This is a genomic window from Massilia frigida, assembly GCF_011682175.1.
GTDB classification, from domain to species: Bacteria; Pseudomonadota; Gammaproteobacteria; order Burkholderiales; family Burkholderiaceae_D; genus Telluria_A; species Telluria_A frigida.
In genome coordinates, this window is the sequence record NZ_WHJG01000002.1 from 62642 (window position 1) to 80018 (window position 17377).

The 17377-nt window shown below is 64.4% G+C and carries 15 protein-coding genes; 8 read left to right on the forward strand and 7 right to left on the reverse strand.

Going from position 1 to position 17377, the window contains the following annotated elements:
• Positions 1-89 precede the first annotated feature (89 nt).
• The 3 genes from F2P44_RS02605 (at position 90) to F2P44_RS02615 (ending at position 6033) form a co-directional block, all read left to right on the forward strand.
• Positions 90-2504: a catalase gene (locus F2P44_RS02605; protein ID WP_167084782.1), complete on the forward strand. Its 2415-nt coding sequence runs from the start codon at positions 90-92 to the stop codon at positions 2502-2504.
• 350 nt (positions 2505-2854) lie between these two features.
• Positions 2855-4645: a response regulator gene (locus F2P44_RS02610; protein WP_370662629.1), complete on the forward strand. Its 1791-nt coding sequence runs from the start codon at positions 2855-2857 to the stop codon at positions 4643-4645.
• 341 nt (positions 4646-4986) lie between these two features.
• Positions 4987-6033 (forward strand): NF038122 family metalloprotease, encoded by a 1047-nt coding sequence (locus tag F2P44_RS02615; protein ID WP_167084786.1) that lies wholly within the window; start codon positions 4987-4989, stop codon positions 6031-6033.
• 62 nt (positions 6034-6095) lie between these two features.
• Here F2P44_RS02615 and clpB read toward each other — a convergent pair whose 3' ends face one another.
• Positions 6096-8678, reverse strand: a complete 2583-nt coding sequence (clpB, locus tag F2P44_RS02620; protein ID WP_167084788.1) for an ATP-dependent chaperone ClpB — start codon at positions 8676-8678, stop codon at positions 6096-6098.
• Positions 8679-8815: 137 nt separating this feature from the next.
• Here clpB and F2P44_RS02625 point away from each other — a divergent pair, with 137 nt between their 5' ends.
• Positions 8816-9100: a hypothetical protein gene (locus tag F2P44_RS02625; protein ID WP_167084790.1), complete on the forward strand. Its 285-nt coding sequence runs from the start codon at positions 8816-8818 to the stop codon at positions 9098-9100.
• On the opposite strand, the gene F2P44_RS02630 is transcribed toward F2P44_RS02625, so the two are convergent.
• The gene (locus F2P44_RS02630; protein ID WP_167084792.1) at positions 9054-9995 is read right to left on the reverse strand and encodes a LysR family transcriptional regulator; all 942 of its coding nucleotides are present in this window, start codon (positions 9993-9995) and stop codon (positions 9054-9056) included. The two genes, F2P44_RS02625 and F2P44_RS02630, sit on opposite strands and share 47 nt — an antisense overlap.
• Positions 9996-10087: 92 nt before the next feature.
• Here F2P44_RS02630 and F2P44_RS35040 point away from each other — a divergent pair, with 92 nt between their 5' ends.
• The 3 genes from F2P44_RS35040 to F2P44_RS02645 all read left to right on the forward strand — a co-directional run bounded on the left by F2P44_RS35040 (position 10088) and on the right by F2P44_RS02645 (position 12291).
• The gene (locus F2P44_RS35040; protein WP_167084794.1) at positions 10088-11302 is read left to right on the forward strand and encodes a hypothetical protein; all 1215 of its coding nucleotides are present in this window, start codon (positions 10088-10090) and stop codon (positions 11300-11302) included.
• Positions 11302-11991, forward strand: coding sequence for a hypothetical protein (locus F2P44_RS02640; protein WP_167084796.1), 690 nt, complete (start codon positions 11302-11304; stop codon positions 11989-11991). The genes F2P44_RS35040 and F2P44_RS02640 overlap by 1 nt, the downstream gene beginning before the upstream one ends.
• Before the next feature lie 102 nt (positions 11992-12093).
• Positions 12094-12291: a hypothetical protein gene (locus F2P44_RS02645; RefSeq protein WP_167084798.1), complete on the forward strand. Its 198-nt coding sequence runs from the start codon at positions 12094-12096 to the stop codon at positions 12289-12291.
• Between the two features lie 49 nt (positions 12292-12340).
• Here F2P44_RS02645 and yiaA read toward each other — a convergent pair whose 3' ends face one another.
• The 5 genes from yiaA to F2P44_RS02670 all read right to left on the reverse strand — a co-directional run bounded on the left by yiaA (position 12341) and on the right by F2P44_RS02670 (position 17045).
• Positions 12341-12778 (reverse strand): inner membrane protein YiaA, encoded by a 438-nt coding sequence (gene yiaA / locus F2P44_RS02650; RefSeq protein ID WP_167084800.1) that lies wholly within the window; start codon positions 12776-12778, stop codon positions 12341-12343.
• Positions 12779-12799: 21 nt separating this feature from the next.
• Positions 12800-13174 carry a fluoride efflux transporter CrcB gene (crcB, locus tag F2P44_RS02655; protein ID WP_167084802.1) on the reverse strand — a complete coding sequence of 125 codons (375 nt, stop codon included), beginning with the start codon at positions 13172-13174 and terminating at the stop codon, positions 12800-12802.
• Positions 13171-13638 carry a molybdopterin synthase catalytic subunit MoaE gene (moaE, locus tag F2P44_RS02660; RefSeq protein ID WP_167085192.1) on the reverse strand — a complete coding sequence of 156 codons (468 nt, stop codon included), beginning with the start codon at positions 13636-13638 and terminating at the stop codon, positions 13171-13173. The genes crcB and moaE overlap by 4 nt, the downstream gene beginning before the upstream one ends.
• Complete coding sequence (locus tag F2P44_RS02665) at positions 13638-16199, reverse strand: DUF349 domain-containing protein (RefSeq protein ID WP_167084804.1); 2562 nt, start codon at positions 16197-16199, stop codon at positions 13638-13640. The genes moaE and F2P44_RS02665 overlap by 1 nt, the downstream gene beginning before the upstream one ends.
• 231 nt (positions 16200-16430) lie before the next feature.
• Entirely contained in the window at positions 16431-17045 is a 615-nt protein-coding gene (locus F2P44_RS02670; protein WP_167084806.1) for a hypothetical protein, read from the reverse strand.
• A gap of 24 nt (positions 17046-17069) precedes the next feature.
• Between F2P44_RS02670 and F2P44_RS02675 the strand changes: the two genes are divergently transcribed.
• On the forward strand, positions 17070-17213 hold the full coding sequence (locus F2P44_RS02675) for a hypothetical protein (protein ID WP_167084808.1): 144 nt from the start codon (positions 17070-17072) through the stop codon (positions 17211-17213).
• Positions 17214-17377 lie beyond the last annotated feature (164 nt).

The window sequence follows — 17377 nt, forward strand, 5'->3', positions numbered from 1 at the left end:
CGCCTGCTGGCGATCAATCCCGCGCAGCGGCAGCGATGCAAACTCGACAGGCCAGGGGCGCCGGCCCCACTCTTTCAAAGAGGAAATCCATGGTCACACGTAAAAAAAGCGGACCGTCCACCGACGGCGCAGGCTCCATCTTCAGCACCGTCGCGGGTCCCTCGGACCCGACCCTGCCCGGCAGCCTGGGCAGCACCAATCCCACTGCGGAGCGCTTGCTCGACAAAGCCGGCGGCGACGCGGACCTGGCCGACGAGCAGCCCTTCAACGCCACCAAACCGCTCGAACACGGCGCTGCGGCGCGCACGCCCCACACCGGCGAAGCGTATGCGGCGTCGACCCCGCTGGCCACGGCCAGCACCAGCACCGACAACGTCGCCTCGCCCAAGGTCGGCGCCGGCACCCCGCATCTGGGCGACAACGCCCTGAACAGTTCGCTAGACCGGGTGCGCGCCGACGATACCGAACAGCGCCTGACCACCAACCAGGCCGTTCCGGTGTCGAGCAACCAGGACGCGCTCAAGATCGGCCTGCGCGGCCCGATCGCGCTGGAAGACTTCGTCATGCGCGAAAAAATCACCCACTTCGACCACGAGCGCATCCCGGAACGGGTGGTGCACGCGCGCGGTTCTGCCGCGCACGGCTACTTCGAATCCTACCAGGACCTGTGCCAGCTCTCGCGCGCCGCCCCCTTCGCCCATGCGGGCAAGCGTACCCCGGTGTTCGTGCGTTTCTCCACCGCCACCGGCGAGCGCGGCTCGCCCGACACGGCACGCGACGTGCGCGGCTTTGCCGTCAAGTTCTACACCGACGAAGGCAACTGGGACCTGGTGGCCAACAACATCCCCGTGTTCTTCATCCAGGACCCGATGAAGTTCCCCGACGTGGCCCACGCCATCAAGCCCGAACCGCACCACGGCATGCCGCAAGCGTCCAGCGCGCACGACACCTTCTGGGATTTCGCCTCGCTCAGCCCCGAAATCACCCACATGCTCATGTGGATCATGTCCGACCGCGCCATCCCGCGCAGCTACCGCATGATGCAAGGCTTCGGCGTGCACACCTTCAAGCTCATCAACGCCAAGGGCGACGTACGCCTGTGCAAATTCCACTGGACCCCGCTGCAGGGCACCCACTCACTGGTGTGGGACGAGGCGTTCAAGCTGCGCGGCGTCGATGCCGACTACCACCGGCGCGACCTGTGGCAAGCCATCGAGGCCGGCAACTTTCCCGAGTACGAACTGGGCCTGCAAGTGTTCACCGAAGAGGAAGCCGCCACCTTCCCCTTCGACATCCTCGACCCGACCAAGCTGATCCCCGAGGAATTGATCCCGCTGTTCCCGGTTGGCAAACTGGTCCTGAACCGCAACCCGGACAATTTCTTTGCCGAGACCGAACAAGTGGCATTTTGCACGCAGCACATTATTCCCGGCATCGACTTCAGCAACGACCCGATCCTGCAGGGCCGCAACCATTCCTACCCGGATACCCAGATCACCCGCCTGGGCGGCCCCAACTTCCACGAAATCCCCATCAACGCGCCGCTGGCCGAGGTGCACAACAACCAGCGCGAAGGCTTTCACCGGCAAACGATCAACCGCGGCCGGGTCAATTACGAGCCCAACTCGCTGGCGGGCGGCTGCCCGTTCCAGGCTGGCCGCGCCGGTTTTGTGAGCGTGCCCGACGCGGTGATCGGCAACAAGCTGCGCGGCAAGCCCGAACTGTTCGCCGACCACTATTCGCAAGCACGCCTGTTCTGGATCAGCCAGAGCGGGCCCGAACAAGCCCATATCATCGACGCTTTCCGCTTCGAGTTGACGCGCGTGGAAACGCTGGCGATCCGGGTACGCATGGTGGCCGGCCTGGTCAATGTCGATGCGACCCTGGCGCGCGCCGTGGCGGCGGGCCTGGGCATCGCCGTGCCGCCGCCGCTGCCGCTGGCCACCACCCTGCCGCTGCCGGTGTATGCGCCCTCGCCGGCGCTCTCCCTGCTCTACCGTCCGGGCGTGGCCGGCATCCGCACGCGCCAGGTGGCCATCCTGGTCGCCTCCGGCACGGACGGCGCATTGGCGCGCGCCATCTATACCGCCTTGCTGGAAGGTGGCGCCGTGCCGCGCCTGGTAGGCCAGCGGCTCGGCCAGGTCAGTTCGCTCGACGGCCAGCCCCTGCATGTGGAAATCACCGTCGAAGCCAGTCCCTCGGTGGTGTACGACGCGATGGTGCTGCCCGGAGGGGACGATGGCCCCATCGCGCTCGGCCGCGACCCGCGCGTGATCGACTTCGTGCGCGAGCAGTACCGCCACGGCAAGCCGATCCTTGCCATCGGCACGGGCGCCGCCGTGCTGGCCCAGGCCGCGATCCCGCAAACCTTGCCGGACGGCTGCGACGATCCCGGCATTGTCCACGCCAGCGCCAGCCTGGCGGCGCAAGCGCTCCAGCGCTTCAAGACAGCCCTCGCGCGGCACCGTACTTTTGCGCGCGAAACCGATCCGCCGACCGTGTAAGCGACAGCGTGTGTGGTAAAGCCGGCTACGCGCCGGCTTTTTTGTACGGCGCAAAATGGTGGCGTGATATGCGCTTTGTGCATACACTATGTAAAAAACACTGGAGAAGTAGCAAAAACCAATACCAAATCAGGGTTTACTACGCTCCCTGCCGGCCTGTGGCAGAACAAGAACACACGAATGCTTACAACCATCCTTCGTGTTCTGCCGCGCGCCGGTGTATCATTGTTGCCTACAACCAAGATCGCCTTTTATTAACCAATTGCCTTGAAAAAAGGTAACGACGGAGAGCTGTTCGCGTGTTTACTTCAAGTTACGAAACAAATGTCGGCATTGGCGTTTTGATCTTAGTGCTCCTCTACGTGGCCTACCGTGTCGTCGTCCACATGTTGCGCGAACGCGAAATCAAAGCGCTGCAACAGCGTGATGAACCGACCATGCTCGAGGATACCGGCCAGGCCAAGGAATTCGCCCGCCTCCAGGCTGAGAAGGAAGCCGCCGAGGAAGCGCAACGGTTGGAAGCGGAACGCCTCGCTGCCGTCGCCGCGCGCGCCGCGGAGGAGCAGGCAAAACTGGACCGCCTGGCCGCGCTGGAAGAAGAACGCCTGGCAGGCGAAGCGGAGCAGCGTGCCGCCGAAGCCGAAGCGCAACGCCTCGAAGCGGTGATCGAGGCCGCCCGTCTCGACCTGGAGCGTCTTGCCATTGCCGAGGAAAATGCGCGCCGTGAGGCCGAGCGCCTTGCGGTGATCGAAGCCGAACGCATCGAAGGCGAACGCATCGCTGCAGCCGAGGCGGCCCGTGTCGAGGCCGAGCGCATCGCCGCAGCGGAAGCGGCGCGCCTGGAAGCCGAGCGCGTTGCCGCTGCCGAAGCGGCCCGTCTGGAAGCCGAACGTATCGCCGCCGCCGAAGCCGCGCGTCTGGAAGCCGAGCGCATTGCCGCCGCCGAAGCGGCCCGCCTGGAAGCCGAACGCATTGCCGCTGCCGACGCTGCGCGCCTGGAATCGGAACGTCAGGCCGCCGAGGAAGCGGCGCGCCAGGAAGCGCAACGCCTTGCCGATGAACAGGCAACGCAGCTGGAAGCAAAACGCATCGCCGACGAGCACGCCGCCCAACTGGAAGCGCAGCGCATCGCCGACGAGCACGCCGCGCAGCTGGAAGCGAAGCGCCTGGCCGATGCACATGCCGCCCAGCTGGAAGCCGAACGCATCGCCGCGATTGAAGCGGCCCAGCGCGAAGCTGACCGCATTGCCGCCGACGATGCGGCGCGCCGCGAAGCCGAGCGTCTTGCCGCCGAAGAAGCCGAACGCATCGAAGCCGACCGTCTTGCCGCTGAAGAAGCCAAACGCATCGAAGCCGACCGTCTTGCCGCCGAAGAGGCCGCGCGCATCGAAGCCCAGCGCCGCGCCGAGGCCGAGGCGGCACGCCTGCAAGCAGAACAGGCCGCCAAGGCGGAAGCGGAACGCATTGCCGCCGAACAAGCCGCCCGCCTTGAAGCGGAACGTGTCGCCGCCGAACAAGCCGCGCGCATCGCGGCCGAACGCATCGAGGCGCAACGTATTGCAGCCGCGCAGGCGGCACAAGCGGAAGCCGAACAGGCTGCCCGTGGGGAACCAGTACGGCTCGCTGCCGAACAGGCAGCGCAGGCGGAAGCGCAGCGCATCGCCGCAGCACGCCTGGCCGAGGAAGAAGCGGCCCGGCAGCGAGCTGCCGCTCCGGTCGCTCCAGCCGCCCCGGCCGCCCCGGCACGCGTGATCGTGCCGAAATCCGCTGCCGACACGGTGGTCATGATCGCGGACGACTCCAAGGTCGTGCGCGTGAAAACCAACCGCTTGCTGGTCAACAATCAGTTTCAGGTGGCGATGGCCGAAGATGGCCTCGATGCGATGAAACAGATCGCCGAGCGCATGCCCGACGTGCTGATCACCGACGTCGAAATGCCCGGCATGAACGGCTTTGAGCTGACCCGCCACGTGCGCGAGAACCCGCTGACGGCGCACATCCCCGTGATCATGATCAGTGCCGAAGAAAGCTACCAGACCAAGGCCGCCGACGCCGGCGTCGATGTGTTGCTTGGCAAGCCGTATTCGGATACCGTCATGCTCGACCACATCCAGCGCTTCATGCGCCAGGGCCGCGGCTGATTCCCCAGCGCTAGACCGGGGGCCTTGCCCCGACCGAAAACCGCCCTTCCTGCTTCTGCGGGAAGGGCGGTTTTTTGCTTTCCGGGCCAGCCGTCCTGTCCGGCTCACCCACCCTCCTTCTACCCTCCTTGACTGTCGGAAATCCTTACAGTCGAACTGTCAAATCCCGCCTCGGGAAAAATTTAATCTTTAGTAACAAGGGCTTAACATTCTGGCGCGAAACTTGCTCTCTAGCATACGTTTTTGAGAGTAACTCATCCATGCAATGCTGCTCAGCATGAAGCGTGATGAAAAATATATTAATAGTCTGATTCCAATCAGCGACACCTTGAAAAGCGGAAATGAAAACTTTAAAACGTCTACTGAAGATCGCGCCGGTCCTCCTGTGCGCATACGCGGGCTCGGCCCAGGCACTCGTCATCAACTTCACGCCGGCGCCCGGCATGGATCCGCTGGCGCTGGCCGGCTTCCAGGCCGCTGCCGCGCGCTGGACCAATGTGTTGCATGACAACGTACAGGTCAACCTGAACATCGGCTTCATGGCACTCGATCCGGGCGTGCTCGGTTCGACCGGCTCGACCCAGGAACTGTTCAGCTACGACGGCTACCGCAAGGCACTCGCCAAGGACGCCTGGAGCATCAGCGACAAGACCGCCGTGGCCAACCTGTCGAAGAGCAGCTGCCTGAACGTGATCATGAACGGCACCGGCACCAACCCGTCGGGCATCGGCAGCGCCACGCCCTTCCTGGACGATAACTGCGATGACAACAACAGCAACATCCGCATGACCCGCGCCAATGCGCGCGCGCTCGGCCTGGCCGACGCCAAGGATGACATCTCCGACGGCGAAATCAATTTCAGCAGCCTGTTCAGCTGGGACTTCGATCCGAGCAATGGCGTCGACGGCAAGGCCTTCGACTTCATCGGCGTGGCCGCGCACGAAATCGGCCACGCGCTCGGCTTCATCAGCGGCGTCGACGTGCTCGACTACAACCGCGATGGCGACTATGCCGACGCCGAGTTCACCTACATTTCCCCAGGCGACCTGTATCGCTGCTCGGACCACAGCAAGAAAAAAGCGGCGGACCTGGACTGGTCGGCCGACACGCGCACCAAGTACTTCTCGCTCGATAAGTGCCAGACCACCCTGGCGACCTTCTCCACCGGCTCGACCTACGGCGATGGCCAGCAAGCCAGCCACTGGCAGGACGACATGCATCTGGGCCTGCTCGACCCGACCGCCGGCCGTGGCGAAAAGCTCGGCCTGTCGCCGCTGGACGTGCAGTATTTTGACGTGATCGGCTGGAACGTGGTTCCCGAGCCGGGCGCGATTGCGCTCTTCATGCTTGGCCTGGCAGGCCTGGTCGGCGTGCGCCGCAAGCGTTGATCCAACGCTGGCGCGGACGGGCTGCCTGCCTGCCCGCGCCGGTTTGACTACCCGCAGCCTGCTTACTCGAAGCTCAGGCTGCCGTTCCTGACCCGCACCGGGATCTGGTCCTTGGGTCCGAAGCGTCCCGACAAAATCAGCTTCGACAGCGGATTTTCGATCTGCTGCTGGATGGCGCGCTTGAGCGGCCGCGCGCCATACACCGGGTCGTAGCCCGCCTCCGCGATCTTCTGCAAGGCTTCTTCCGAGACATCGAGCGTCATTTCCATCTTCGCCAGGCGCTGTTCCAGGTGCTTGAGCTGGATCTTGGCGATGGCGCCGATGTTCTTCTCGTCGAGCGCATGGAACACCACGATCTCGTCGATCCGGTTGATGAACTCCGGCCGGAAGTGCGAGCGCACCTCGGCCATCACCGCCAGCTTGACCACGCCCGGATCGTCGCTGTCCATCGACTGGATCTTGTGCGATCCCAGGTTCGAGGTCATCACGATCACCGTGTTCTTGAAGTCCACCGTGCGTCCCTGGCCATCGGTCATGCGGCCATCGTCGAGCACTTGCAGCAGCACGTTGAAGACATCGCTGTGCGCCTTTTCGACTTCATCGAGCAGGATCACGCTGTACGGCTTGCGCCGCACGGCTTCGGTCAGGTAGCCGCCTTCGTCGTAACCCACGTAGCCGGGCGGCGCGCCGATCAGGCGGGCCACCGAATGCTTCTCCATGAATTCGCTCATGTCGATGCGGATCATCGACTCCTCGGTATCGAACAGGAAGCCCGCCAGCGCCTTGCACAACTCGGTCTTGCCGACCCCCGTGGGGCCGAGGAACATGAAGGAGCCGTACGGACGGTTCGGGTCCGACAGGCCGGCGCGCGAACGCCGGATCGCGTCGGACACGGCGACTATCGCCTCGTCCTGCCCCACCACGCGCTCGTGCAGCTTTTCTTCGATGTGCAGCAGCTTGTCACGCTCGCCCTGCATCATGCGCGAGACCGGAATGCCGGTCGCGCGCGAGACCACTTCGGCGATTTCCTCGGCGCCGACCTGGGTGCGCAGCAGCTTCGGCTTGGCGCTTTCGGCGGCGCGCGTGGTATCGGCTTCGGCGTGCTTCAACTGCGCTTCGAGTTCGGGCAGCTTGCCGTACTGGAGCTCCGACACTTTCTGCCAGTTGCTGCTGCGCGTCGCTTCTTCCATCTGCAGGCGCACGCGCTCGATTTCTTCCTTGATGTGGGTGGTGCCCTGCACGATGGCCTTCTCGGACTTGAGGATTTCCTCGAAATCGTTGTACTCGCGTTCCAGGCGCACGATTTCCTCGTCGATCAGGTCAAGCCGCTTGCGCGACGCTTCATCCTTTTCCTTCTTGACCGCTTCGCGTTCGATTTTCAGCTGGATGATGCGGCGTTCCAGCTTGTCCATCACCTCCGGCTTGGAATCGATCTCGATCTTGATCTTCGAGGCCGCTTCGTCGATCAGGTCGATCGCCTTGTCGGGCAGGAAGCGGTCGGTGATGTAGCGGTGCGACAGTTCGGCCGCCGCGATGATGGCCGCGTCGGTGATCTCCACCTTGTGATGCAGCTCGTATTTGTCTTGCAGGCCGCGCAGGATGGCGATGGTCGCTTCCACGCTCGGCTCGTCCACGATGATCTTCTGGAAGCGGCGCTCCAGCGCGGCATCCTTCTCGATGTACTTGCGGTACTCGTCGAGCGTGGTCGCGCCGACGCAATGGAGTTCGCCGCGCGCCAGCGCGGGTTTGAGCATATTGCCCGCATCCATGGCGCCTTCGGCCTTGCCGGCGCCGACCATGGTGTGCATTTCATCGATGAAGACGATGGTCTGGCCCTCGTCCTGCGCCAGTTCCTTGAGCACGGACTTGAGGCGTTCCTCGAACTCGCCGCGGTACTTGGCGCCCGCCAGCAGGGCCGCCATGTCGAGCGAGAGCACGCGCTTGCCCTTGAGCGAATCGGGCACCTCGCCGTTGATGATGCGCTGTGCCAGGCCTTCCACGATGGCGGTCTTGCCCACGCCAGGCTCGCCGATCAGCACCGGGTTGTTCTTGGTGCGGCGCTGCAGCACCTGGATCGCGCGCCGGATTTCATCATCGCGCCCGATCACCGGATCGAGCTTGCCGAGGCGGGCGCGCTCGGTCAGGTCGAGCGTATATTTTTTCAGCGATTCGCGCTGGCCTTCGGCGTCGGCCGACTTCACGCCCTCGCCGCCGCGCACGGCCTGGATCGCGGTCTCCAGGGCCTTGCGTGTCAGGCCGCTTTCGCGCGCCAGGGTACCGGCGTCGGACTTGTCTTCGGTCAGCGCCAGCAGCACCATTTCGCTGGACAGGAACTGGTCGCCGCGCTTCTGCGCTTCCTTGTCGGCCAGATTGAGCACGCCGACGAACTCGCGCCCCGCCTGCACCTGGCCGCCGTTGCCGGACACCTTGGGCAGGCGCTCAAGGGAACTGCGCAGGGCCGTGGTCAGGCTGCCCACGTTCACGCCGGCGCGCTGCAGCAGCGAGCGCGCGGCGCCGTCGTCCTGGTTCAGCAGGGCCGACAGCAGGTGGACCGGTTCGATATACTGATTGTCATTGCCCACCGCGAGGCTTTGCGCATCGGACAGCGCTTCCTGCAGTTTGGTGGTCATTTTGTCTTGGCGCATGGTCGAGCTCCACAAAAAAGTGCGATTAACTTGATTGAAAGATTGGGCCGCGCGTGACTTTTTCAAGGCACGCAAGCCGATCGAGGCCATTCCCCGGAATATTCTTGCGATCTTGAAACTTATATTGGGGTGCCGCCTTGCCAATCCCTCGCCTGCGCGCCCTCGGCGCCCTCCTCCTGGCCAGCGCGGCCTGTGGAGCCGCCCCGGCGCCGGCGCCCGTGCCTGCCGACGCCCCTACCCGGGCGACTGCGGCGGCGCGCTCGAAGCGCATCGCCAATGTCGCGTATGTGCTCGACTTTACGCTGAGCGGCCAGGACACCTTCGGCGGCACCAGTACCCTGCAGTTCGACCTGGCCGATGCGCGCGCCATTACCGTCAACCTGGACCAGGCCAGCTATTGCGCTTTAGCGCAGATTCGATGATGTCGTCCCAGTAGGGACGGGTCCCGAACTCACCGACGCAAAAATCGATAAAGCGGCGCACTTTGGCCCCGACATTGCGGCTCGATGGGTACAGGATGCTCAGTGACAGCAGTTCGCGGATCGATTCCGGCAGCAGCAGCACCAGGTCGCCGCGCTGCACCGCCTGGTAGATGATGAAAGTGGGGAGGTAGCCGATGCCGCAGCCGGCCATCACGGCTTCGCGGATTGCGTCGCCGTTCGACATCGTGATGACAGGATGCACGGTCACCTGTTCGCCGCCGGAAAACACCCAGCAATCACGCGGCTCGGCGTAGGAGTAAGAGACAGTCTGATGCCTGGCCAGTGCCTGCACGGTCTGCGGCGCGCCATGCTGCCGCAGGTAGGCCGGACTGGCGCACAGCGCATGCCGGATTGTCGAAATCCCGCGCGCGATCAGGGATGAATCTTTCAACCGGGTAATCCGCAGCGCCAGGTCAAACCCTTCACGAACGAGGTCAACATGGCGATCGCTGGTCTCGACGTCGAGTGCCAGCCTTGGATTGGCGAGCAGGAAGCGGCCCAGCGCCGGCGCAAGGCAGTGTGAGGTGAACGATACCGGCGTCGCAATGCGCAGCGTTCCGACTACTTCTGCCGACCCTGCCGAAGCCGCTTCTTCCGCTTCGCGCAAATCGGATATCAACCTGAGCGCTTTTTCGTAAAATTCAGCGCCGCCTTCGGTCAGCGTCAGCGTCCTCGTGCTGCGGTTGATGAGGCGCGCGCCTAGCCTGTCCTCCAGTTCGCCCAGCCGCCGGCTCACGGCGGACTTGACCAGCCCCAATTCTCGGGCAGCTGCGCTGATTCCTTTACCCTGAACGATCGCAACGAACGTTCTCAAATCGTCGAATTGGTTGCTCATCGTACTCTCATGGAGAACAGTCTGTACTTGCTAGCGTGAATTTATTCTTATTGCCCATGCTAGCATTTTTAAAACTTCACAAGGAGCAAAAAATGGCCCGCAAACCCCTTCTCTCGATGCTCATCGCAAGCGCGTTCGCCTCCGCGCAGGCCGCCGACATCAAGTCGATTTCACGTATCGAATTCGGTCCGGCCGATACGATCTTCCTGGCCGACTGGAAGGGCGCACGCCTGCATGCAGTGACGCTGCCTGCCACCGCGGCAGTGCCGGCGGGCCAGACTTTCAATGTGTTGGACCTGGAAGCTGCGCTTGGAAAGGCGCTTGGCGTGGCAAGGGTCAGCGTCGAAGACATGGTGGTTCGCCCGGGTACTGGCGAGGTTTATCTCGCAGTGAGCACCGGGGCCGAAAAGAAGCCGTTCCTTTTGGTCATCTCAAGCGACCGCAAGGTGCGTCGAATCGACTTGGCAAAAGCCAAGTCGACTACGATTGCGCTGAAGAACGCCACAACGTCGAACTTCGCGTTCTGGAACGCTATCCCCGAGCGCAGCTTCACCGTCACTGACATGAAGTGGCGTCATGGCGAGTTGTTTGTCGCAGGACTGTCGAACCAGGATTTCCAGTCCACGTTGCGCCGTATCAGCTATCCGTTCTCGGACCAACAGCCGATGGCATCGGTCGAGATCTATCACACGACGCACAACCAGATCGAAACCCGGGCGCCGATCCGAGCCATGGCGTTCGCTGACATTGGGGGCAAGAGCTACCTGATCGCCGCCTACACCTGCACGCCCCTGGTGACCATTCCCCTCGACGTCATCAAGGACGGCGCCCACATCCGGGGCAAGGCAATCGCCGAGCTCGGATACGGCAATACCCCCGCCGACATGCTCACCTTTCGCAAGGACGGCGAAGAAACGGTCATGCTGCTCAACTACGAGCGTGTAGCGGCCATGATCCCCGTCACCCAGATCGCTGCGGCGAACGCCAAGCCTGAAATCGACAAGCCGGTGCCGTTCGGCGCGATGAGTGGGCTAGATCCGTTTCAGGCACCGCTGGCGGGCGCAGTCCGCATCGACAATCTGGACGAGAAATCATTCATCATCGTGCGCCGCCAGCTGGAAAAAGGCACGCTGGAACTGGTCACGGTCGACAAGAGCATGGGCTTTCGTCTGAGCGACTTCATCTCGGAGTACAACTTTCCGCAGTATACGTATGCCGGCAAGGAATTCCAGCTTAAGTATCTTAAGCCGGTGCAGGACATGCTGATGAAGCAGGAAGGCTATCCCGAGCTGATCAAGGCCCCCTGATGTTCGCGGCGATGATCTTGGCGGCCGCCGTAGCCCAGGTGTATCCCACGGGCGCGGAGGTGCCCGAGAACCTGTTACGTATCTCTGTTGCGTTCGATTCCGCTTCACGCACAGCGCTGCTTTCCCGCTTCGGCTTGCGCCGGGCCAGTGGCGTGCCGATCGGCAATCCGTTTCTGGAGCAAGAATTATGGAGTCCGGATAGCAAGGCGCTGACAATTCTGCTGCACCCCGGTCGAGTCAAGAGCGGTCTCGCTGAAAACCCCGTACTTCATGCGGGTGATGCTGTCGAACTGACGTTTGACTCCCATGCGATCAAGCGCTGGACAGTCAGACCGGCGGACATCTCGGGGCCTATGATTGGCAACTGGCGCATCGCCCGAGTCGCTGCTGGGAGCCGGCAGAGTGTGAAGGTCGACCTTGATGCGCCGATCGACTTCCAGGGCCGGCACCTCATTGCCGTAGCCGACGCGAGCGGCGTGAAGGTGCCAGGTCGGATTGAAGTCGCACCAGGCGAGCGCCGCTGGCTGTTCAATCCCCTGGCGCCCTGGCGCAAAGGGACTTACCGGCTGGTCGTACATGGCCTGCTAGAAGATCCGTCCGGCAACCGCGTCAGCGACAGCTTCGAGTTGCCCTCCGCCGCGCAGCGCACCCGTGTACAAGACCACGTTGTCGATTTCGTGATCAGATAAGTCGAGGCGTACCGCTCAGCGGATGTTCGCCCTGTTCGACTAGCCCGACCTGAAAGCGGCCTTTCAGCTCAGTGCCGCCGCGCCGGCCGACTGGCCGGGGGTGTGCATCAAGCGCGAAAGCGCCATCGAAGAGCGCGGCGCTGGAAGGACTGCACGCCGGCCAGCGTCGAGCGCCTGGCGAAGGCTGGCATGCAGTTGAAGGGATTATCGGAAGAGACCATGCGCGCCCTGCGCGACCAGCACGAAAACGAGCGGCGCTGCCTGACGGTCAGGAAGGCGATGAAGTCCCCTCGGCAGTGATGCAACAATGATGCAGTTGCCGGGCCGCGTTGCGCGGCCCGGCGCCGCCTTACTCCTTGCCCGAATCGACGTACAGGTCTTTCGGGTCTTCCGACAGCGCGACGTCGCGCACGTTCTTTTGCACGGCCACGGCGGCGAACAGGCTCAGGACGAAGGACATCGCATAGAAGCCCTTCTCGCTCTGCGCCAAGGTGGCATTCCACAAGCCCACCGTCAGCAGCAGCACCGACAGCAGCAGGGACACCCAGCACAGCGCAAAGTAAATGCCCGTGACCTTCACGCCTTCGAGGCGGTCGCGCACCGATTTTTGCAGCGACACGGCGGCGAACAGCCCGTACATCAGCAAGGTGAAATAATAGCCGCGCTCATTGAGCTGCATCGTCGAGTTCCACAGTCCGATGAGGAAGGTACCGGCGCCGACGAACAGGGCCGCCCAGGACGCGCCGATAAAGGCACCGGTAGGACGTTGCGGCAGTTGCTTGGACATTGAATTCTCCTTGGTTTGACATCACGTTGATAATGCGCGCCAGCTTGCATAGCCGGCGATACAGCAGGTAATCGATCCGGCCAGGTGCAGCGCCGAATGCGCCAGCGCCCAGCCATAGTCGCCGCGTTCGAGCAGCACCATTGATTCGCCGGAAAAAGTGGAGAATGTCGTCAGCCCGCCCAGGAAGCCGGTCACCGCGAACAGGCGCCACTCGGGCGGCAGTTGCGGATGCGCCGCGAAAAAACCGAGCGCCACGCCAATCAGATAGCCGCCGCCGAGGTTCACGGCCAGGGTGCCGAGCTGCAGTTTCGGGTGCAGGGCCCCCAGCCACAATCCCAGCCCCCAGCGCAGCCACGCACCGAGCGCGGCTCCCACGCCGACGGCGACAAAATTCACTTGTCGTCCCGATTCGCGGCCCACTTGGCCAGTGCGGCGTCGTCGGTGACGCGCGCGTCGACCCAGCGCGCACCGTCAGGTGTTTGCTCCTTCTTCCAGAACGGGGCGTCGGTCTTGAGGTAATCGATGATGAATTCGCAGGCGGCGAACGCTTCGCCACGGTGCGCCGCGGTGCACGCCACCAGCACGATCTGGTCGAGCGGCGCGAGCGGCCCGACCCGGTGCACCACCAGCGCGCCGTACAGAGGCCAGCGCCCGCCGGCCTGCGCCACGATCTGTTCCAGCGCCTGCTCGGTCATGCCGGGATAGTGTTCGAGCTCCATGGCGGCCACGCTGGCGCCGTCGTTCATGTCGCGCACGGTGCCGACAAAGGTGACGACCGCGCCGATGCGCGCATCCTGCGCGCGCAGGGCCGCCATTTCGGTGCTCAGGTCGAAGTCGGCGGTCTGGACCCGCACCGCCATCATTTGCCGTCCTTGGCGATGCGCGTGAACAGGTGCTCGATGCGCGACGCCGTGCGGTCGTCGACCAGGGCCGGGGTGGCGCACAGTTGCAGGAACCGGGCCGCCTGGTTGCCCGGCTTCTGGCCCGACTTGAGCGAGGACTGCAAGGTCTCGACCTGCAGTTTCAGGCGCTCGCGCGCGAACTCGCTGCCGCTGTCGATGCCGGCCCCGATTTCGAGGCGCAGGATTTCGTGCAGCAGCGGCGCGCGGTTCTTTTCGAGCAGCGCGGCGAAGGCGGCCCGGCCTTCGCCACGCGCCGCCAGCGCCGCATCGAAGCGTGCCTTGAGCGTGCGTTCGTAACTGGCGTCCAGCGCCGGCAAGGCGCTCCAGCGCGCGGCCCAGTCAGCGCTGTCGGCATCCACGCCGCCGGCGGCAACCTGCGCTTCGAGTTCCTGGCACAGGCGCAGCTTGTCGCGCAGGGCGCTGGCCTGGGCACGGCTGGCGTCGCGCTTGGCGCCGTCCACATGGTGCTGCAACGCGCCGATGGCTGCGTGGTAGCGCTTCTCGACCTTCGCTTCGTTGGCGCGCGGGACGGCGCCGATGGTGTTCCATTCGGCGGCCGCGTCGCGCAGCAGTTTGGCGGCGTGGGCGGCGGCGCCAGGCTCGCCGGCGGCGTGGGTTGCAGCTTGTTCCAGGCGCGCACTGATGGCGTCTTTCGCTTCCTGGTGGCTGCGCCGTTCGGCGTCGGCCGCGTTGGCGCTTTCCTTGCGGCGCGCGAAGACGGCATCGCAGGCGGCGCGGAATTTCTGCCACAGCGCCTGCTCGGACTTGCGTTCGAGCGGCACCGCGCGCGCGTGTTCCTGCCAGCGTTCCTGCAGCGAGCGCAAGGTGTCGAGCGCGTGGCGGTCATGGGCGTCGAGCGCGCCCACCTGGGCGATCATCGCTTCGCGTTCGGCCACTTCGTTCTTGCGCTGCTGTTCCAGCGGCGCCTGCAAGGTGTTGAGCGCATCGGTGAATTCGTGGTCGAGGCGCTTCTTTTCCTTGCGGTCGATCGCACCCAGGTGGCTCCACGCCAGGCGCATGCGCTGCACGGTCGCCGCCATGTGCTTCCAGTCGACGCTCCCGCCTTCGGCCAGCTTGGCTGTTTCGAGCGCCGCTTCGGCGATCAGGGCTTGCGCCTTGGCCGCGTTGGTGTGGCGTTCGTCGGCCAGGTGCTTGAAGTGGGCGGCGGCAGGCGCGTAGGCGGCGCTGCAGGCGGCGTCAAAGCGCTCCCACAGGCTTTTCGGCGCGGCGCCGGACAAGGTGTCGAGCGACTTCCAGCGTTCGCGCATGCTGCCGACTTTCTTGGCCAGTTCGCTCATCGCCAGTTTTTGCGTGGTGAGCTGCTCGACCGCCTTGATCAATTCCTCGCGCGAGACGTTGCCGCCCCAGCGCGCCCAGTCCGACAGGCGTTTGAGTTCGGCGCGCGCGTGCGCCAGGCGGTCGGCCATGGCGGGCGTGAGGCGCGTGCCCTTGCTGTCCTTGAGGATCTTGTCCATGTCGGCCGCGCTGCCGAGCGAGCCTTGCTGCAGGGCCGCTTCCATGGCGTCGAGCGTGTCGATGACATGCTGGTCGGGCGCTTGCGCGGGCGCGTTCTTGCGCGCTTCTTTCGGCTTGTGCGCCGAGGGGACCGGGGCCGGCAGCGAGGCAAGCAGCACCTCGAAGCGCTGCTGCAGGTCGGCGGCAGCCTCCTTTGGTGCTGGCGGCAACTGCTGCCAGGCTTTTTTCAGCTGGTCCTGGTTGAATGCGCCGGGCGGCGTGGCGCGCCATTCGGCCAGCGCGGTCTCGCGCGCGATCACGGCCGACTGGCCCTGCTCCAGCGCGCCCAGCGAGGCGGAGAGGCGCGCGTGCTCGGAAGCGAATTCATTGGTCAGGCTGCGCGGCAGCGAGGTGTGTTCCGGTGCGGCCAGCGCGGCGGCGTGGGCCTGCGCCATCTGTTCCAGGCGCTCCGCGAGCTCGGCGGCGCGCAGCTCGCTGGTGCCGAGGGCGCGCAAGGCGCCCAGGCTGTCGATCATGGCACGCTGCAAGCTCATCTGGGCTTCGAGGCGCTGCGCCAGCTGGGCGCGGATGGCATCGAACTGGGCGGCCAGTTCCGGCGCGGCGATCACCGACCAGCGGCGGTCCAGGTCGGCCACCTGGTTGGGCGAGAGCTTCTCGTCCTTGAGCAGGGTCTGCGCCTGCTCGATGCAGGCCTGGCCGCGTACGAGTTCGGCCTGGTGGTGGCGCAGCGCATCCAGCCGCGACTGCATCAGCTTGGCGACGCGGCGGTCGGTATTGCGCATGGCCGCGTGCACGCGTTCGAGCGCGGCGGCCGAATGCACGTGCTCGGCGGCGGCAAGGCGCAGCTCGGAAAAATCGGATTGCAGGATGAACTCGACGGCGGCGGCTTCATCGCCGGCCAGCGCGGCTACCTTTTCGGCCTGCTGGGCACGCAGCGCGCTGGTCTGCGCGGCTGCCGGAGCTGGATTCGGGCTCGCCTGCACGGACTTCCCGGCAGGGGTGTCGGACTTGTCGGCCGGTCGCTTGAAAAGGAATTCGAACATGACGTGATATCAACCATTCAAAACCACCATCATAGCAAGAATGGCGCGGAAAGCACGCGATCGGGAGGAGTATTCATGCACGATACCGCAGGTGGCTTGCGCCGCCGGGACAAGGTGATCAGCGCGGACCGGGCCTGGCGGCAACAATCCAGGCCATCCTGCCCGGGCGCGGGAAGGTCGAGCGCCCACCGGCCCGGCAATCCGCGCCAGCGCCGGCCGGGTGGATGGCGTTTAATGCGCGAAATGCGGCGCGAAGCGGCGCTCGCGCCCGTCGTCCACGCGCTCGTGTTCGCCACCATGCCCGCGCCGGGAGAGGACGATGGCTTGGCGCGACGGTTTGCGTTCTTGCACGTAAGCATCATGCAAGAGCATTTCGTTGGCGATGGAAAACCACGCTTCGCCGGAAATCACGGCCCGCGCGATGGGAAACAGTTCGCGCTCCTCGCGCTCCAGGCGCTTGAGGGTGGCGCTGCAAAACGCTTCCAGCGCGGCGCAGAACTGGGCCACGCTGGCATAGGTGTCAAGCGCCTGGAAGCCGAGCCGCACCACCAGCACGCCCACCGCGTCGCCGGCGGCCCGGCCCAGTTCTTCCAGGTCAAGCAGCAGGCGGTCGGCGGCGGGACTGGCCTTGCGGATGGCCGGCACCAGGAACATGTCGATCTTGCGCCAGTGGCAATTTTCGTACAAACGCTTGACGGTCTCGCAGGCGGCACTCACCTGCCCGGCGGCAAGCGCATTCTGATGCGCGAACGTCGAGTGAAGCAGCTTTTGCACCTCCTGCACCTGCGTACGAATCTTCGCTTGTTCGACAGACAGTGCAACCAGGGTATATGTCGCCGTTAACATTCGGTCTCCTCAAAAGTTGCCCGCATGCGCAAGACCCGCACGCTGGAAGCGCCGGGGAGCCTGGCTGGAGTCGTATATTTTGGCAGGCTTGGAATTGTTCTTTATGAACTTTTTCATCAGCCCGGAGAAATCAGTGTAAAGAACTCCGACACCACAGCTTTGATCTAGCGCAAGGCGTGCCCCATCAGTGATTTCTTATAGGCACATCCGCAACGTGTCGCCGCCTGATGCCCGCGCAAGGCACCGGCGGCGAGCCGATTTAGTAACGAAACGTCACGCTTTGTTCTTGCACCCAAGATTTTTTTGAGTGCGCCAACCAAAACGCCGCCATT